The organism is Streptomyces winkii (genome assembly GCF_032248595.1).
Taxonomy (GTDB): Bacteria; Actinomycetota; Actinomycetes; order Streptomycetales; family Streptomycetaceae; genus Streptomyces; species Streptomyces winkii.
Map to the genome: position 1 here is coordinate 294369 of NZ_JASTTH010000004.1, position 17498 is coordinate 311866.

13 protein-coding genes are annotated in these 17498 nt (G+C 71.1%); 6 read left to right on the forward strand and 7 right to left on the reverse strand.

Annotation, left to right across the window (positions count from 1 at the left end):
• The first annotated feature begins 85 nt into the window (after nucleotides 1-85).
• Nucleotides 86-1096, forward strand: a complete 1011-nt coding sequence (locus QQM67_RS13475) for an arginase family protein (protein ID WP_314174020.1) — start codon at nucleotides 86-88, stop codon at nucleotides 1094-1096.
• Here the strand turns inward: QQM67_RS13475 and QQM67_RS13480 are convergent.
• The 3 genes from QQM67_RS13480 to QQM67_RS13490 all read right to left on the reverse strand — a co-directional run bounded on the left by QQM67_RS13480 (nucleotide 1077) and on the right by QQM67_RS13490 (nucleotide 4014).
• Nucleotides 1077-1199, reverse strand: coding sequence for a hypothetical protein (locus QQM67_RS13480; protein ID WP_314174021.1), 123 nt, complete (start codon nucleotides 1197-1199; stop codon nucleotides 1077-1079). The genes QQM67_RS13475 and QQM67_RS13480 overlap by 20 nt on opposite strands.
• Nucleotides 1200-1211: 12 nt before the next feature.
• Nucleotides 1212-2735 carry a sodium:solute symporter family protein gene (locus QQM67_RS13485; RefSeq protein WP_314174022.1) on the reverse strand — a complete coding sequence of 508 codons (1524 nt, stop codon included), beginning with the start codon at nucleotides 2733-2735 and terminating at the stop codon, nucleotides 1212-1214.
• Between the two features lie 82 nt (nucleotides 2736-2817).
• Nucleotides 2818-4014, reverse strand: a complete 1197-nt coding sequence (locus QQM67_RS13490) for a CdaR family transcriptional regulator (RefSeq protein ID WP_314174023.1) — start codon at nucleotides 4012-4014, stop codon at nucleotides 2818-2820.
• A gap of 226 nt (nucleotides 4015-4240) precedes the next feature.
• Here QQM67_RS13490 and QQM67_RS13495 point away from each other — a divergent pair, with 226 nt between their 5' ends.
• Nucleotides 4241-5497, forward strand: a complete 1257-nt coding sequence (locus QQM67_RS13495; RefSeq protein WP_314174025.1) for an NAD(P)/FAD-dependent oxidoreductase — start codon at nucleotides 4241-4243, stop codon at nucleotides 5495-5497.
• A gap of 38 nt (nucleotides 5498-5535) precedes the next feature.
• On the opposite strand, the gene QQM67_RS13500 is transcribed toward QQM67_RS13495, so the two are convergent.
• Both QQM67_RS13500 and QQM67_RS13505 read right to left on the reverse strand, forming a co-directional pair.
• Entirely contained in the window at nucleotides 5536-7017 is a 1482-nt protein-coding gene (locus QQM67_RS13500; RefSeq protein ID WP_314174026.1) for a radical SAM protein, read from the reverse strand.
• Entirely contained in the window at nucleotides 7017-9746 is a 2730-nt protein-coding gene (locus QQM67_RS13505) for a glycosyltransferase (RefSeq protein ID WP_314174027.1), read from the reverse strand. Before QQM67_RS13505 ends, QQM67_RS13500 begins: the two co-directional genes overlap by 1 nt.
• Before the next feature lie 197 nt (nucleotides 9747-9943).
• Here QQM67_RS13505 and QQM67_RS13510 point away from each other — a divergent pair, with 197 nt between their 5' ends.
• Nucleotides 9944-11161 carry an MFS transporter gene (locus QQM67_RS13510; RefSeq protein ID WP_314174028.1) on the forward strand — a complete coding sequence of 406 codons (1218 nt, stop codon included), beginning with the start codon at nucleotides 9944-9946 and terminating at the stop codon, nucleotides 11159-11161.
• A 95-nt stretch (nucleotides 11162-11256) separates the two neighbouring features.
• On the opposite strand, the gene QQM67_RS13515 is transcribed toward QQM67_RS13510, so the two are convergent.
• A complete protein-coding gene (locus QQM67_RS13515; RefSeq protein ID WP_314174029.1) occupies nucleotides 11257-12345 on the reverse strand; it encodes an RICIN domain-containing protein in 1089 nt (362 codons plus the stop codon).
• 788 nt (nucleotides 12346-13133) lie between these two features.
• Here QQM67_RS13515 and QQM67_RS13520 point away from each other — a divergent pair.
• Together QQM67_RS13520 and QQM67_RS13525 are read left to right on the forward strand one after the other, a co-directional pair.
• Nucleotides 13134-13586: a subtilase-type protease inhibitor gene (locus tag QQM67_RS13520; protein WP_314174030.1), complete on the forward strand. Its 453-nt coding sequence runs from the start codon at nucleotides 13134-13136 to the stop codon at nucleotides 13584-13586.
• Between the two features lie 242 nt (nucleotides 13587-13828).
• Entirely contained in the window at nucleotides 13829-15142 is a 1314-nt protein-coding gene (locus QQM67_RS13525; protein WP_399066783.1) for a phytase, read from the forward strand.
• 46 nt (nucleotides 15143-15188) lie between these two features.
• On the opposite strand, the gene QQM67_RS13530 is transcribed toward QQM67_RS13525, so the two are convergent.
• Complete coding sequence (locus tag QQM67_RS13530; protein ID WP_314174032.1) at nucleotides 15189-16043, reverse strand: SAM-dependent methyltransferase; 855 nt, start codon at nucleotides 16041-16043, stop codon at nucleotides 15189-15191.
• A 276-nt stretch (nucleotides 16044-16319) separates the two neighbouring features.
• On the opposite strand from QQM67_RS13530, the gene QQM67_RS13535 reads away from it, so the two are divergent.
• Complete coding sequence (locus tag QQM67_RS13535; RefSeq protein WP_314174033.1) at nucleotides 16320-16979, forward strand: histone deacetylase; 660 nt, start codon at nucleotides 16320-16322, stop codon at nucleotides 16977-16979.
• Nucleotides 16980-17498 lie beyond the last annotated feature (519 nt).

The window sequence follows — 17498 nt, forward strand, 5'->3', positions numbered from 1 at the left end:
GCGGGCACGTCACGTACACACTCGCTGTACGGGTGCCGTCTCCCGGCCCCGTAGCCACTCGTCAGTCCACGTCCGGGAGGGCGAATTGAGAGTCCTCGGCGTTCCGTTCAACTCCTCCGGCCTCCCGGACGGTGTGGCGCGTGCGCCGCGAGCGCTGCGGGAGGCGGGACTCGTCAGCCGGCTCCGCGCCGGGCGGCCGGACGGGGGCGTGCACGACGCGGGCGACGTGGACGTCGGCGTGCTCAGCCCGGAACGGCACGCGCTCTCGGGGCTGAGGGCGCTCCGGGGCCTGGAGACGACCACCGGCTCGGTGCGCCGAGGGGTGGCGGACGCGCTGGATGCCGGCGAGCGTCCCCTCGTGGTGGGCGGTGACTGTCCCGTCCTGCTGGGCTGCCTGAGCGGTGCGCGCGATGTCGCGGGCGAGACCGGCTTGTTGTTCGTCGACGGCCACGAGGACGCGTGGGCGCCGGATCTCAGCACCACCGGCGAGGCCGCGGATTGCGAACTCGGACTTCTTCTGGGGCTGAACAGGGGGAAGCTGCCGCGGTCGCTCGTGCGGCTGCTGCCGGAGGTCGATCCGTCCGCCGTGGTCGCGCTGGGGCCCCGCGACGCCGGGGAGTTGGCGGCGCACCGGATTCCGTCGCTCGCGGGCCACATCCTCATGCGCACGCCGGACGAGCTGCACTCGTCTCCGGACGCCCCGGGGACGTACGCGCGTGAGGCCACCGATCGCATCCTCAGCCGCGTGGACTCCTGGTGGCTGCACATCGACCTCGACGTGCTGTCGACCGAAGCGCTGCCCGCCGTCGACTACCCGCAGCCCGGCGGGCTGACCTGGCCGGAACTGGAACTGCTGGCCTCGACCGCCCTGCGCGCGCCCGGCTGCGTAGGCATCACGCTGTGCATCTACAACCCGGACCTCGATCCGGGGCTGCACCACGCCGGCCGCATCGTGCGGCATCTCAGCCGGATGTGCGGGAGCGACGGGCAGCGCCGGGGACAGGACGCCTGCGGCGCCCGGCGTAAGCGCGGGACGGCGCAGGGCGGACGTCAGGCGGGCCGGGACCCGCCGCGGTTCACTCGTCGGGCTGCTTGACGACCTCGGCCAGGTAGAACTTGAAACCCAGGTAGCCGGTCCAGAGCGTCACCGCGATCAGCACGGCGGGGACGGCGTAGAGCAGTACTGCGTAGACAGCCACGTTCTTCTCCTTTCACGAGCCCATGCCGGGAGCCATGCGGTCCGGGGCCGGACCGGGTGCTTCGGCCGCACCGCCACCGGGGGTGCGCGGCCGGTGGCGCGTCACCGCGTGAGCGATCACGAAGGCGACCAGATTGACGGCGGCGCCCACGACGATCGGGTCCAGGCCCGTCCGCTCCTGGAACCAGACCAGCCAGACGAGCGTGGCGGCCGCTCCCGCGAGGATCGCGGTCACGCCGGCGGCCTTGGACCTGCTGCCGAGGAGCACGGCGAAGAGCAGGGGTATGACGACGGTCGGCGCCCAGAACGAGTACGCGTAGATCAGCGCGTCCACGATGGACGGGACGGCCAGGGCGAACAGCGTCGCGAGCGTGCCGACGAGCAGGGTGAGTCCGCGTTCCAGGGACAGCTTGCGCCTCGTGCTGACCGCTCCCGGCACGAGCGGCTGGTAGACGTCCTTCACGAACGCGACGGCAGCGGCGTTGAGATACGAGCTGGCCGTTGACATCACCACGGCCAGCAGCGCCGCCACCACCAGCCCGACCAGCCCCGCCGGAACGAGCTTCATCACCAGCGTCGGTATCGCCTGGTCCGGCTCGATGTCCGGATAGAGGGCGAGGGCGATCAGGCCCAGCGTGGCGGCGACGAAATAGAAGAGGAAAGCGAAGATCCCGGTGAGCGCGAACCCCCGCCGGGCGTGCCTGCTGTCCGGGGTGGAGAACGTCCGCTGTGCGTATGGCGGTACGAGCGTCTCGCCCAGCAGGAACGCCACGAAAAGCCCCGCGAAGGCGGCGAGGCCGTAGCCGCCGCCGATTGTGAGATGCGCGTCGGGAAGCGAGTCGACCAGACCGGACGGGCCGCCTGCCTTGCCGAGTGCGAGAAGCAGAGTGACGGGAATGAACACGCCCAGGAAAACGAACTGAAGCATGTCGGTCTGAATCACGGCCCATGCTCCGCCGAAGCACGAGTAGAGCACGACGACGGCCATGCCGATCGCGATCGAGGGCCCGCTCGGCAGATCGAGCGTGGCGTTCACCACAGTGCCGATCGCGAGGGCCTGCGCACCGAGAATCCCGGCGCACAGCAGGATCGACAGGACGCCGGTCAGCAGCCGGCCCGGCCTCCCGTAGTGCTCGTCCATGACGTCGCCGACGGTGTGTGCGCCGGTGTAGCGCTTGAGCCGCGGCGCGACGAACAGGCCCACGAGCAGAAAGCTGACGGCGTATCCGAAGAACGCGAACATGTAGACGTAGCCGTCGGAGAAGGTCTTCCCCGCCATTCCCAGCGATGCGCCTCCGCCGAGGAACGACGCCGCGAGAGAGCCGAAGAAGACCGGCCAGATGATGCGGTTTCCGGCCACGGCGAAATCCTCCTCGGACTTCACCTTCCGAATCGTCTGAACTCCGATGACGACGAGGAGAACGAAATAGGCAACGAGCATGATCCAGTCGAGAAGCCCCACGGTGTTCACCTTCCTCCGCGAACAGCGGGCCAGGTAGAGGGCCATCACAGTAGGCAGGGCCGTGATCCGCGTCATTGTTCGAAGTGACCCGGATCATCGGGCTTCTCGCGGTGTCTTTCGTACGAAGCGTCCAGTGCGGCTCGGGGGCGAACGGGGTTCAGCCGCCGTCCAGCTGGTCGACCAGGCACGCGAGATAGACCGCCGTCGCCTCGGCCGGCTCGCGGATGTTCCTGCGGGTCAGCTTGCTGATCTTCTCCAGCCGGTAGAGGAGCGTGTTGCGGTGGATGTGCAGGCTCTTCGCCGCCCGCACCAGGTTGAATCCGGACTCGTGCCACGCGACCAGGGTGGAGCGCAGCGCCGCGCCCGCGGGCTCGTCGGCCAGTCCGCCGAGCCGGGCGGCGGTGAACCTCGCGCGCGCCTGCTGCCCGGTACTCGCGAGGAGTTGCTGCACCCGCAGGGCGCGGACCGGGTAGACGTCCCGGCCGGGCAGGGCCGCGGGCCCGATCCGCACAGCGTCGTCCGCGTCCGTGTACGAGGCGTGCAGCGCGGGCAGGTCCGACGCCGCCTCGCCGAAGCCCGCGTGTGCCACGGCGCCGTGGCGGCGCCGCAGTTCGTGGAGCAGATCGCGGCACCGGGCCTCCAGCCCGTACGCCCAGTCCTCACCCGCGGGCAGGCGGCACAGCACGGCGATGCGGCCCGCACGCATCTCCGCCACCACGTCCTGCGGGCCGTTGAAGATCTCCCGTGCGGTGCGCAGCGGAGAGGAGGTGCTCGGGAGGATTCCCGGCGGGCCTGCCCGGGGTCCAGCGTCCCGAGGGGCCGTGACGACGAGAACCGCGGCCCTGGGCAGGAGAAGGTCGACGCCCAGCTCCGCGGCGCGCGCCACGACGAGGCCGGGGTCGGCCGAGCCCGGGTCGAAGAAGGCCACGTCCCGCAGCAGGTCCTCGCGCGCCCGCTCGCGCACCAGGCGATGGCGCAGCAGGACCGACTCCTGCAAAAGGATCTCGGTCTGCCGCCGTACGACGAGGCCGAACTGCCGCACCCGCCGAGGCGATCCGGTGAGACCGACGGTGCCGGCCGGCACCCCGTCGAGCACGATCGGCAGCGTGATGCCGGGCCGCACGCCGCGCAGCCGGGCGGCCTCCTCCGCCGAGTGCGTACGGGCCTGGAGGGTCCGGAGCACTTCGATCGACGCCTCGTGGACAGTGCCCACGCGCGAGGTGTCGCCACTGCCGATCACCGTCCCGTCCCGGTCGGTGATGAGGACGTTCAGGCCGATGACGGCGCTCGTCTCCCCCGCGATCTCCTGCGCCAGCTCCGGGGTCAGGGCCGCCGCCTTGCCGGGTTCCGCCATGGCCCCTCCCGCTTGCTCCCGCCCGCCCCCACCCGTGCCGTCGGACCAACCATACGAAGAACACCGCCCGGTCCGGCAGTCTCTTGGACGCTTCGGCCGATGCCCGGGCACGGCCGGGCTGTCTAAGGTCGTCGGCGGCCCGGCGCACCGGAGCCGCGCCCGCGCACCGGACCCCCGCTCGCACGCACGGCATACGCATCCGCATCGCTCATGGGAGGCAGCCCACGTGACCACTGAACGCAGGACCGAGTCCGTGACGGTCGTGGGCGGAGGCCTCATCGGGCTGTGCTGCGCGTACTACCTGCGCGAGGCGGGCCTGCGCGTCACCGTCGTCGAGCGCCACCACGTCGGAAGCGGCGCGTCCCGCGGCAACGCCGGAGAGGTCTGCCCCGACCTGGTCACGCCACTGCCGGCGCCGGGCGTCATCGGTCCCGCGCTCCGCACGCTGCCCCGTCCGGACAGCCCCCTGTACATCCGGCCGCGCCTGAACGCCGAACTGGTCCGGTTCCTCGCCGGGTTCGCCCGCAACTCCACGCGCCGCCGCCATGCCGAGGGTGTACGGGCGCTGTCGCGGCTGGCGGCGGGCAGCTTCCGGCTGTTCGAGGAGCTGGAGGCCGCCGGGGTCGACGCCGACGCGGTCAAGCGTGGCTTCGTCTTCGCGTACGCCTCACCGCGGAGCGCGAACCGCGCGCTCAGGGGCTTCCGCGAGCTCGGTGCGCCGCTCGGCTCCGGGGTGGTTCAAGGGGCCGAACTCGCCGAGCTGGAACCGGCCTTGGGGCCCGGTGCGGTGGCGGGAATCCTCGTCGAGGACCAGTGGTCCGTGGTGCCCTCGCTCTTCGTCGACCGGCTGGCCGGTGTGCTGCGCGAGCACGGGGTGGAGATCGTCGAGGGCGCCCGGGTGACCTCGGTGTCCGAGTCCGGAGGACGCACTCACGTGCGTACGTCCGCGGGCGACGTCACAGGTGACGCCGCCGTCGTCGCGGCCGGGGTGTGGTCGCGCGGGCTGTGCCGGGGGCTGGGCGCCGACGTCGGCCTCTTCCCCGGCAAGGGCTACAGCTTCTCCGTCGACGCGGATCCGATGCCGCGGCGCGTGGTCCATCTCGGCGACGCGCGCGTGGTGTTGACCCCCATGGGAAAGCAGCTGCGGGTCGCCGGGACCATGGAGTTCGACAGCGACGCGGACGCCTTCCACCCGCGCCGGATCCGGGCGATCGTCAACGCGGCGCGCGGCTGTCTGAAGTCGGCGGACTGGGCGGCCCGGCACGAGGAGTGGGTCGGGGCCCGCGTGATGACGCCCGACGGTCTGCCGGCCATCGGCCTCGTCCCCGGGCGCTCGCGGGTCTATCTCGCCTCGGGTCACAACATGCTGGGGCTGATGCTCGGTCCGGCCACGGGACGCATGGTCGCCGGTCTCGTCACGGACCGTCCCGACCCGGCGATCAGTACGCTCCTCTCCCCCGGCCGGCCGGCCCTCCGGGCGTGATCTGCTCCGGCGGCCGGCCGGGGGCGTGAAGCGGGCGCTCAGAATTCGGAGTTGATGACCGCCTCGACCAGGACCTTCCCCTCCGGCGTCAGCCGGACCTCCCCGCCGCCCTGATCGACGACGGCGAGGCCGCGTTCCTCCAGGGAGCGGAACCTGCCGGCCCACGGCTCCTCGAAGAGCGACGATCCGGGGAAGCGCCGCCGGTGGAGCTCTTCGCTGAGGGGGCGCAGCGTGGAGAGGGCCATCTTCACCGACCTGGCCTCCTGTGCCTCCTCGCTGAACCGGGTCGCCGACCCCAGCGGCACCCGGCCCGCCTCGACGGCCTCGGAGTACGTCTTCCAGTTGACGTCGGTGATCGCCTCCGACGTGCGGCAGCTGGAGCTGCCGCCCAGTCCGATCGCGACCTCGGCCTCCTGCTTGTCCTGGTCGACCATGATGGCCTTCCACTTCTCCGGGCCGAGGCCCTCCCGCGCGAAGTACATCGTGGGCTGCTCGCGGTAACCGCCCTGTTCGAGGCCCTCGGTGAGCACCTCGCGCATCTGGTACTGCTCTCCGAGCGCGGGCCACCGGTGGCCGTTCCGGACCAGCTTGGCCCGGTAGTCGGGCAGTTGCCAGGCGGCCGGCTGCACTCCGGCGACTCCCGTGCGGGTGTCGCTGTAGGACTTCAGGTGGAGCTTCGTGCAGACCACGGCCGTCAGTTCGTTCTCGAGGACGATGTCGAGGTCCCGCCGCACGCTGTCGACGGTCTGGTCGAGCAGCCCGTACATGAGGTCGATGCTGGTCCAGTCGAAGCCGATGCGCTGGGCGTTGCGTATGAAGTCCACGCACATCTGCGCGGTGTGCTCCCGGCCGCACTGCTCCAGCACCGGGTCGTCGAAGGACTGCACGCCGCTGCTCAGCTTGGTGCAGCCCAGCTCGGCGAGGAGCTCCAGCTTCGCGGGCGTGAACGTGCTCGGGTCGCCCTCGAAGCGGATCGCCGTGTCCGGGGTGAAGTTGAAATTCTCCTTGTAGAAGTCGAGCAGCCGGCGGATGGCGTCGGCCGGCAGCAACGAGGGGGTGCCGCCGAAGACGTTGAACTCGCCGACGGGTGCCGACGCCAGGTGCGGCACCTCGCGCAGCCACAGTTCGGCCTCGCGGATGTTCCAGTCGACCCACTGGGTGGCCTTGCTGTCGGCGACCTCGGGCGCCCCCTTGACCAGCACGACGGGGTACTGGCAGAAGCGGCAGCGGTAGGCGCAGGTGGGGATGTAGGACCACAGGTGGATGGGTGCCGTGGCGGCGAGCTGCTCGTCGAGATCGGAGAGGAAGTCCGCCGGGGAGTAGTCGGGGATGTTGCCGGGGAAGACGTGCGCGCCGAACGGGTCCTCGGTCACGTACTCCAGCAGATGGCGGTTCTCGGGGGCGGCCAGCCGCTCCAGCACCGCCGGTTCCGGGTGGCGGGGGTCGGTCTGCCGCAGTGAGTCGAGCGACTCCTCGTACGTCTGGTACGTCCCGTAGAGGTCCCGGTGGCCGATGTCCATCAGAACACCCCTCCGTTCCCGAAGTAGTTGTGGGCCTCGCCGGATTCGCGGTCCTCGCAGAAGTACCTGACGAACTCCGTGAAGCGGTCCTCCGGCACGTCCCGCAGACACTCGGGAAGCGGCGGCGGGTGGCCGATGTCCTCGCCGACGGTGGCGCGCAGCCGCGCGAAGATCTCGTCGGCGAACTCGAAGTACAGCCGGTAGGACGGGGTCTTGTACGAGTGGATCGGCGTGAAGTCGGTCATGCGCATCTCGTCGGTGATCTCGGCGATGCGCCGGCCGAGCCGCTCGGCGAGCGACGCGCCGAAGAACTCGACGACAGCGTCCTCGGCGAGCAGCGACGGCGTCAGCAGTACGGGCAGGATCGTGTTCTTCGGCGTGAAGTCCTTGATGGAGAACTCCCATGCCTGCCGGGCCTCTTCCTCGGTGAGGTCCTGCGGGGCGGTGCCGCCGGGGTCGGAGTCCGCAGCGGGCTCGGAGACGCGGATGTCGCGCATGACGATGATCCCGTCCGAGCCGTAGGCGCGCCCGGTGATCACTTCGTCGATGGCGTGGTTCACCCGGCGGGGGTTGATCTCCACGCGCGACGCGGGGACGTACGTGATGTCCTCGCCCGAGCCGCGGACGAGGATCCCGAAGTCCCAGTCGTCGGACAGGTGGTTGACGAACCTGCCGTTCTGGAGCTGGTAGAAGATCTCGATGCCGCCGACCTTCTCGTAGGCGTCGCGGTCGACGGCGAAGCCCTTCCCGTCGGGAAAGCCGCCGAACAGCGCGAACGTCACGGCGCGGCAGCGCAGCGTGCGCTGGATGGCGTCCCACAGACGCGGCCGCCCGGTGAAGTGCTCGGGCGCGTAGTAGTAGTCGCACACGCCTATCGCGGCCTTGCCCGAGTCCATGGCGGTCAGCAGCTCCCACAGCCACCGCTCGTCGACGCGGCAGTCGGCGTCCGCCGACACGAGGTAGAAGCGCCGCTCGGCGTCGGCCTGTTCGCGCCGGACGCTGCGCTGCGACGCGAAGTCCATGCCGGTCTTCCGCGCGCAGGCCACGCCCTGTTCGGGTTCGGGGACGATGTGCAGGGCGAGGTCCGGGTGTTCGGCGGCGAAGCGGCGAGCGATGCTCACCGTGTCGTCCGTGGAGTTGTTGTCCACGAGCACGACCTCGTACAGCGACTTGTCCAGCGGGCCGTGCGCGCCGCGCTGGCCGTGGAGCGACGCGAGCACGGCCGGCAGGTTCTCCGCCTCGTTGTAGACGGGGAGCACGACGCTCATGCGGGTCGCCTCCCCCATGGGAGGCAGGAGCAGCTCGCTCAGCAGCTCGCCCGCCCTGTCCTCGCCGAAGTGCCGCTCTCCGAGCCGGTGGTTGAAGTCCGCCATCTCCTCGCGCTTCCTTTCATCCAGGATCAGCTCGGCCACGCCGTCCACGAAGGTCTGCGTGGGCAGGTCGCCGTCGGTGAGTTCCATGACGGGGGCGCGGAATCCCTTGTCCCCGTAGACCGTGTCGTAGAGCTGGTAGCGGGTCGTCAGATACGGGACGCGCGAGGCGATCGCCTCGCCGATGGGGTTCCCGTAGCTCTCGTAGTCGTAGGAGGTGAGGAACGACGCGACGTCGGCGTGTGCGAGCAGGTCGCGCACCGAGTAGCCGTGGCCGCGTGCGGCGCCGACGCCGGCCTCGTGCGGTGCGAGCCGCCCGCCGAAGACGACGCGGTCGCGCACCCCGAGGGACTCGGCGAGGCGGACGAGCCTTTCATGCTCCTCCGGCGACTCGGCCGTGTCGCCCGCGACGAAGAGGCGGACGTCGGCCCGGTCCGCGAGGCGGGCCACGAGGTGGATGTCCCGGTCGATGCGCTTCTGCGGGATGATCCGGGTGAAGCGGGCGATCAGCGGGGCGTCGTCGGGGATGCCGAACTCCTCCCGGAATCCGCCGCGTTGGCCGCCGCCACGGCCCGCAACCCGGCCGGCACCGTCGCCGTCACGCCAGTCCCGCCCGGTCGCATCCCCATCCCCATCCCCGGACCCGGACCAGGCCCGGGCTTCGACGGCGGGCGTGTGGGAGAAGGTGTTGGGCAGCACGTCGATGGCATCCAGGTCCGGCACCCATTCGAGGGTCCTGTTGCGTGCCTCCTCGTGCAGCGCGATGTAGCGGATGTGCGGCGAGTTCACCGGTGCCACCGTGCGGGGGTAGGGGAAGGTGCCGTACTTCCCGGTCCCCGGCTCGCTCTGCCACATCAGGTCGTGGTCGCGCCACAGGACGAAGCGGCCCAGCCGGTGCCGTTCCCCGTAGCGTGCGATGGCGGAGTAGAGCGCCTTCGTGTACGTGATGTTCTCCGGCAGCGTGCCGTTCTCCACCATCACGAACGACACGCCGAGCCGCTCCCAGGTCTCCACGATCCGCTCGCTGATCGCCTCGGCGGCGGCCTCCACCCGCGGCAGAAGATGCTCGCCTGCGCCGTCGCGCACGCACTCGCGCAGTACGTCGGAGACGAACTGCTGGTCGTAGCCGGGGACTTGGGCGAGGCCCTCGACACGGTCGAGCCGTATCCAGCCGGGCAGCAGCGCCGCCTCGTCGTCATAGGGCCGGAAGAACGCGTTCTTGTCCGCCTTCACGTCGTAGCCGAGGTCGAGATGCACCTTGTAGCCCCGGTCGCGGAAGTGGCGCGCTGTCTTGACGAACTCCACCACCACACCGGAGATCGGCGTGGCATCGAACGATATTCCCCACAGGACGGTCATGGACTCCGGTACTCCTGCCGTTGCTTGCCGCTGCCCCGCTGGTCCAGACATTAGGCAACCACCGCAGAGGTTTGAGGAGAACACCGCGATCCGATCAACTTCCGCCCACGGAAAGGCAGATGCCAATAGCCTGACCTCCCTCGCAGCCTGAGATCCGTCACCCACGGGTCGCCGACCGACCGACAGAAGGGGGACGCGTGGTTTCCCACCGCGCCGCCGTGGCCGTGGTGTTCGTCGTGAACGGCGGCCTGTACGGGGCATGGGCGGCCCGGGTGCCCGCGCTCGCCTCGCAGGTCGATGCGGAACCGGCCGCGCTCGGGCTGGCGTTGCTGGGCCCCAGCATCGCGATGATCGTGACGGCGCCGCTGGCGGCGCGCGCCTGTGCGGCGTGGGGTGCGCGGTTCGTCGTCGTGACGGCGCTCGTGGGTGCCTGCCTCGTGCTGCCGCTCGTGGGCCTCGCGGGGTCGCCCCTGACGCTCGGCCTCGCGCTGGCGGGGCTCGGCGGGCTGATGGGCACGGTCGATGTGGCGATGAACGTCGCGGCCGTCGCCGTCGTACGGGAGCTGGACCGCCCGCTGATGCCGTTCTTCCACGCGGGCTTCAGCGCGGGCGGGCTGCTCGGGTCGCTGGGCGCCGCGCTGGCGGCCGCGCTGACGGTGGCGCCGGCCGGGCACTTCTGCTTCGTGTCGGCGGCCGGGCTGCTGGCGCTGCTGGTCGCAGGGCGCGCGGTGCCGGGCGAGCGGCCGGAGCAACAGCAGCGCGCCGGGGGCACGTTCCGTGACGTCGTCGTGCGCCGGCGGCTGTGGCTGCTCGCCGCGGTGGCGCTGTGCGCCGCGGTCGCGGAAGGCACGTGCGCCGAGTGGTCGGCGCTGTTCCTGGTGCGCGAGCGTGAGCTCACGGAGTCGGTCGCGGCCACCGCGTACTCGGTCTTCTCGGTGACGATGGCGCTGACGCGGCTGGTCGGCGAGCGTGTGGAGTCCCGGTTCGGGCCGCACCGGGTGCTCGCGGGCAGCGGGCTCGTGGCGGCCCTCGGGCTGACGGCCTCGGCGGCCGTCCCCGCGGGTGCGGTGGCCTACGCCGGGTTCGCCCTCGCGGGCGCGGGCCTGGCGTTCTGCTTCCCCACGGCGATGGCGCTCGCGGGTGACGCGGGCCGGCGCGCCGACGGGGGCGGCGGCGAGCGGGAGTTGGGCTTCGTCACGACCGTCGCCTACGCCGGGTTCCTCGGCGGGCCGCCGCTGGTCGGCGGTGTCGCCTCGCTGACGAGCCTGACCGTGTCGGTCGGTCTCATCGGCCTGATGACCGCGTTGATCACCCCGACCGCTCTCGCCATACGCAAGCGCCCGCTCGCAGGGGAACGCCCGGCGGCACGCGAACTCCAGGAGGCGGGCCGCCAGGGCGGCGACGGAGGGGCCTGACCGTACGGCGACGGGCGACGCGCGCGACGCACGACGGGCGAGCGACGGGGCCCGCTGCCCGGCCCCAGCCTGTGCGGCCGAGGGCGCCGGCACCCTCAGACGGGGCTCCACTTCTGGCTGTCCAGGCCGTTGCAGTCCCACAACTGGAGCCTCTGGCCGGGCCGGACGTCGTCGTCCCGCACCGCCACGCACTTGTCCGCTTGCGGGTTGACGAGGTCGCTGCCCTCGCTGAGGCGGAACTGCTGCGCCGGGTTGCCGCTGCAGTAGGCGAGCTGGATCACGGTGCCGTTCTCGCTCGAACCGTTGGCGACGTCCATGCACAGGCCCAGCGCCCGCACCGTGCCGTCGCTCTCGAACGTCCACTGCATCGACTCGGCGTCCGAGCACGTGTTGATCTCCAGGGGCATGCCGTCGCGCCCGTCGCCCCCGGCCACGTTGATGCACTGGTCGGAGTTGTGGTTCCAGATCTTCACGGTGCCGTCCGGGCCGTTCCCGCCGCCGGAGCCGCCGGGCGGGTTCTGGGGCTGCGAGTCGTGGCCGTCGCCGTCCTGGGGCGGGCGGTCCTTGTCGCCGTCCCCGTCGCCGGACGATTCGGAAGGCGAACTGCGCCCGGGCTCCTTGTCCTTGTCCTTGTCTTTGTCGCCGTCTTTGTCCTTGCCGGGCGACGACTCGGCGGGAGGTGAGGCCGAGCCAGGGGCTTCGTTCTCCTGTCCGCCCTCCCACTCCGGGCCGGGCGTGACCCCCGGGCCGGAGACCCGCCTGTCCTCGTCGGCGCCGAAGAGCATGTACGCACCGGTCGACAACCCGGCGAGGGCGAGCGCCGCGACCGCGGCGAGCACCGCTCTGCGGGTGCGGCTCGGCGGCGGTGGCGGGGGTGCCGGGCTTCTCGAACCCGCGGGCACGATACGGGGGTTCACGGCCGTGACGACGCGGCTGGCACCGTCGTCGTCGCCCGAGTCCTCACCGGCGTGCGTGCCGCCGCCCCCGTACGGGCCGGTGTCCGTGATCGAGACCGTGCCCGTGTCCGAGCCGGTCTCGACGTACGGGACGGAGCGCGCCCGGATGTCCTTCTCATCCTGATCCTGCGATGAAGCCGGGCTCTCGCCCGGCATGCGCGGGGATTCGGCGGATTCGTGGTTCCGGGAATCCGCGTGGCCCTGCTGCTCATCACGGGAATCGGTCATCGCGTCCTCTCGGTGACGATGTGCTGAAAGGAAGGGAATGGCCTGGACGGCTCATCGCCGGGCTTCCGCGGACCGGCGGCGCATTCCGTGACGCGACGGTCGCGGTGAACAGCGCCATCAGGCGCTGACCTGCGGTGGGCCATTCCGTAATCGGACGGCTCCGAAAGTCGCGGGAATCAGGTCGTGACCTCCCGGCGGTATACGGCAACGGTGGCGCGGATCTCCCGCCAGCCGGAGTCCAGTCAACAGCGAAACAGCACGCGCGTGAAAGCTTCTGAGCAAAGAAAATGGCCGGAACGTAAGGGTAAGAACAATCGATTACGGGCCTCCGTCGCGCATTCAGGGATGGGGCTCTTTACAGCATGTGTCACCGCATGTCCGGGTGAATCACCGCCACGGCACTGGGACGGCCCGCGGCGTGCGATGCGAACCCTCGCTCCCGCAGGGAGGGCCCAATGGGCGCTGAGCGGCTGCGAGTTGGGACGGATGCCCGGAGGCGGTGCTTTCAGGCCGAGATGGGACGTCGCGACGAGCACGCGGTGCGCCGTTTCCGCAGCTCGAAGGGTCGTTTCCCGTTGAACGACAACTGATTTGTCCATATGCCGGACAGCTGGAGACCGGCCCGGCACACGGCTCCCACCTGGAACGACCCCTCCCCGGCCCCGAGTTGCTCAACGCTCTGTGACCGGAAGTGATCGTTCGGTGTGCATTCGCGGCCTGCTTGCGCCAGAGTCACCCCGTCCAACATTCGTCCGATATCTGGGAACTCAACCCAAGGAGTGTTCGTAATGCGGAACTTCGCCGTGCGGAACCACGTCAAGGTCCTCGGGACAGCGGCAGCGCTCGCCGTCGGCTGCGTGATGGGCGTCGGAGGCGTCGCCCACGCCGACTCCGTCGAGGCGGACAGCCTCTACGCACCGTCGGCGCTCGTGCTGACCGTCGGCAAGGGGCCGGACGTGGCGACCGCCGCCGTCCAGCGGGCCGTGGTGCTCAACTGCGCCCCGAAGCCGAGCGGCACCCACCCTGCCGCGGACCGCGCCTGTGCCGAAGTTCGGGGCGTCGACGGCCGGTTCGAGCAGCTCGCCGAGGCCGGTGCGCCGGGAATGACGTGCACCAGAATCTGGGACCCGGTCGTCGTCACCGCGGACGGCGTGTGGAAGGGCCAGCGGGTCTCCTGGCAGCACACCTACGCCAACTCCTGCACGCTGGAGAAGTCCGGCGGCAGCGTATTCGCCTTCTGACCGCTGGCCGGATGCGGCGCTCCGATATGAGAACGGTCATGCACTGATACGGCTTCAGACGCCGGGCGGTGGAAGGGAATTCACCATTCCGGTGCAGGGTTGCCACCCCGTGTTCCTGCCCGAGGAGAGCTGTGAGACCGAGACCTTCCGCCGTCCGTCCTGCCGCCGTCCTGAGCGCCGCCGCCCGAAGTCCCCTCGGCCGGGCGGCGGTTGGCCGGGGGGCGGTCGTCCGCGGCACCGCCGTGCTCGCCGCCCTGCTCTGCGTCGCCGCGGTCCCGGCCGCCCGGGCCGCCGCCGGTGACCCCGGACCCGTACGGGCCACGGCCGACGTCGAGACCCCTGCGGTCCACGACGACGAGGCGGGCGGCAACGCCGACGCCGACGACCCGGCCGTCTGGGTCGACCCGCACGACGCGGGGCGCAGCCTCGTCGTGGGCACGCTCAAGGAAGCCGGCCTGGACGTGTACGGGCTCGACGGACGGCGGCTCCAGCACATCGACGCACCGCCCGCACCCGGCGAGGACTCGCAGCCCGGCCGCTTCAACAACGTCGACATCGTCTACGGGTTCGGCCTGAACGGCCACGCCACCGACCTCGCGCTCGTCAGCGACCGCGGCCGCGACCGGATGCGCGCCTACGCCATCGACCCGAAGGCCGTGGCCGCGGGCAAGCCGCCGCTGACCGACGTCACGGCGCCCGGCGCCCGCCCCGTCTTCGCCGCGGACGAGGACGAGGTGGACGAGCAGCACACCGCGTACGGGCTCGCCGCGTACAGCGACGACGGCGACGCGTACGCGGTCGTCTCGCGCCGCGCCGAGACCCGGCTGAGGCTGCTGAAGCTCAACGAGGAGGACGGCAGGGTCGGTTACACCACCGAGGACACCGCCGACCTGCCGGGCTCCTTCACGCTGCCCGGCGGGAAGAAGTGGACGCCGTGCGCGGACCCCGGTGAGCACGCCCAGGTCGAGGGCATGTCCGTCGACCAGGAAAAGCATGTGCTCTACGCCGCCCAGGAGGACGTGGGCCTGTGGCGCGTCGACCTCGACGACGGCCGCTTCGCCGGGCCTTCGCTCTTCGACAAGGTCCGCGAGTTCGGGGTGCCGTGGACGTACGACGAGGAGAAGGAGGAGTGCGTACTCGACACGGACCACGACCCCGGCCACGGAGGCAGCCATCTCAGCGCCGACGCGGAGGGCGTCACCGTCTACCACGCCGGCGACGGCAAGGGCTATGTCCTGGCCTCCAGCCAGGGCGACGACACCTTCGCCGTCTACGGGCGCGGCGGACGCGGTTCCTACCTCGGGTCGTTCACCGTCACGGACGGCCCGGACACCGACGGGGTGCAGCACTCCGACGGCGCCACGGCGCTCAACGTCCCACTGGGCAAGGCGTTTCCGAGGGGCGTCCTGGTCACGCACGACGGCGAGGAGACTCCGGCCGACGGCGAACGGGAGGGCACCGACTTCAAGTTCGTCAGGTGGGACCGCATCGCCGGTGCCTTCCCCGAGCCCCTGATCGTCGACACGGACTCCTTCGACCCGCGCGACCCCGACTGACGCGGGGGCCACGGCACCGGGAGCGTCTCCGGGCCGCCGCCCCGGCTCACGCCGCGGGCTTGAGCGCGACTCCCGCCCAGATGGGAATGTCGCTGTCGCGCACCACTGCGCGGTCCCCGGCCTCGATATCCACCGGCTCCGGGCGCCACTTCTGCGGCGCCCGGAGTCCGGGTTCGACGAGCTCCAGGCCGTCGAAGAAGCGCGCGACCTCCGCCCGGGTGCGGGTGCGCACCGTCGAGCCGGTGTCCTTGAAGTCCTCCTCGATTCCCCCGGCCCGCTCGTCGAAGTCCTTCGTGACGTGGGTGATCACCAGGGCGCTGCCGCCGGGAACGGCGTCGAGGAGCGTACGGACCATGCCGTGCGCGTCGTACCCCTCGGGCAGCCAGTGCAGCAGCAGGCAGAGGGTGATCGCCACGGGCTGCTTCAGATCCAGGGTGTCGCGCAGTTCGCTCGACTCCAGGATGCCCGCCGGGTCGGTCGCGTCGGCCTGGATATAGGCCGTGGCGCCCTCGGGTGAGCTGATGTGCAGAGCACGGGAGTGGGTGAGCACGATCGGATCGTTGTCGGCGTAGACGACGCGCGAGGAGGGGGCGACGGCCTGCGCGACCTCGTGCAGGTTGGGCGAGGTCGGGATGCCGGTGCCGATGTCCAGGAACTGGCGTATGCCGTGCTCGGCGGTGAGATGGCGCACCGCGCGGTGGATGAACGCCCGGTTCTCCCTCGCGCTGGCCGCCGCCGCGGGGATGCTCGCGAGGACCTTCTGGGCCTGTTCACGGTCGGCCGCGTAGTTGGTCTTGCCTCCGAGGAGGAAGTCGTAGACGCGTGCGCCGTGCGGCCGGTCGGTCTGCAAGTCCACCGGAGCCTTCGGCTCGGCCTGCATCCACGCGGGCGTCTCATCCATCGCGGCTCCCTCGGTCACCGTCGGCTCTGGTCAGCAACTCCCCGTGATACTAGTCACGTTGGGCCGCGTTCCTCAGTCCGTAGGGCGGGACGGCACGCGTGAGAGTACGCCGGGCTCCGGGAAGTGAGCGGTCACACTGTTCGCCGGGGTGACGGGGCGGGTAGGCACCGGATCGGCCGCTCCGGCATCCGCTCCCCGCGCCGCTCCGTCCCGCCGCCCCGGCCCGTCCCCGTCCCAGCCCCGACTCGGAGAGCCTCAGTGATCACTCCTCGCCGAATGCCGTCGACACGGCGGAAGTTCACCGCTCCGCAGCGGGTCTGGTATGCGGCGTTCGGCTCCAACATGCACCGCTCGCGCCTCGACTGCTATCTGACGGGCGGCCGTCCCTCCGGCGGCCGACGGGCGCAGCCGGGGTGCCGCGATCAGCGGCCGCCCGAGCGCGCGTTGCCGGTCATGCTTCCCGGGGAGCTCTACTTCGCGCTGGAGTCGCCGGTGTGGACGGGCGGCACCGCCTTCTACGACCCTGACGGCGAGGGCAGCACGGCGGCCCGTGCCTGGCTCGTCACGGCCGGGCAGTTCTCCGACATCGCCGCGCAGGAGATGCACCGGCCGCCGGGCACGGACCTGGATCTGCGGGAAGTGCTGACCTCCGGCAGGGAGGAGACGGGGCCGGGGCGTTACGAGACGCTGGTCTGCGCCGGCGTCCTCGACGGCGACCCCGTACTGACGTTCACCGCTCCCTGGGGACGTACGGACGTTCCGGGGAACCCTCCGGCCGCCGCCTATCTGGAACATCTGGCGTCCGGGCTGGCCGAGTCGCACGGCTGGTCCGGCGCGCGCATCGCCGAGTACCTCGCCATGCGTCCGGGAGCCGCGGGGCACTGGAGCGCGGAGTCAGTCGCCGAGCTCCTCCAGCACACCGCGGTGGGCGCATAACAGCTCGGGCCCGGCCACGGGCCGCCGACGTACGGAGGGCTCCCGGGAATTGCGGGATGCGGGCCGTGACGCAGAGGTTTGTGTGCGCCGCGAGGTGCGAGCGAAACGGCCTGTAATGCCCTTGCGCATGCTCATGCGCAGTAGCCCCTTGCGGGGTGTGGGGGGCTCTCTCCACACCGCCCCGTCACGCCGTGCGTGAGCCCGTCTCGCCCGGACCATGCCCGTTTCCTGACCCGCCTTGTTCTCCTGCCTTGTTCTCCTAGCTTGTTCTCCTAGCTTGTTCTCCTGCCAGTTGTTTGCCTGTCGGCCGCCGACCGACGCCTCGAACGCTCCGTTTGGGGAGAAGCGGCTCGCAGGGGGCCCATATCTTCCGGAGCGGTCTCGCGGTGCCGCTCGGGGCAATTCCACGACGCCGCCGTCACGGTCTTACGGGCGGGGATTCCCGGGAGAGGCGAACTGCCGCGGCACGTAAAGCGCTTGGCGAGCCGCCGTAGGCGGTCTTCGACGCCGGGGGCCGCC

What these genes read in the sequence shown, in the direction of transcription:
- QQM67_RS13485 (WP_314174022.1), bottom strand. Translation starts at nt 2,735, where the DNA reads ATGACGCGGATCACGGCCCTGCCTACTGTGATGGCCCTCTACCTGGCC.
- QQM67_RS13490 (WP_314174023.1), bottom strand. Translation starts at nt 4,014, where the DNA reads ATGGCGGAACCCGGCAAGGCGGCGGCCCTGACCCCGGAGCTGGCGCAG.
- QQM67_RS13500 (WP_314174026.1), bottom strand. Translation starts at nt 7,017, where the DNA reads ATGGACATCGGCCACCGGGACCTCTACGGGACGTACCAGACGTACGAG.
- QQM67_RS13505 (WP_314174027.1), bottom strand. Translation starts at nt 9,746, where the DNA reads ATGACCGTCCTGTGGGGAATATCGTTCGATGCCACGCCGATCTCCGGT.
- QQM67_RS13515 (WP_314174029.1), bottom strand. Translation starts at nt 12,345, where the DNA reads ATGACCGATTCCCGTGATGAGCAGCAGGGCCACGCGGATTCCCGGAAC.
- QQM67_RS13520 (WP_314174030.1), top strand. Translation starts at nt 13,134, where the DNA reads ATGCGGAACTTCGCCGTGCGGAACCACGTCAAGGTCCTCGGGACAGCG.
- QQM67_RS13530 (WP_314174032.1), bottom strand. Translation starts at nt 16,043, where the DNA reads ATGGATGAGACGCCCGCGTGGATGCAGGCCGAGCCGAAGGCTCCGGTG.
- QQM67_RS13535 (WP_314174033.1), top strand. Translation starts at nt 16,320, where the DNA reads ATGCCGTCGACACGGCGGAAGTTCACCGCTCCGCAGCGGGTCTGGTAT.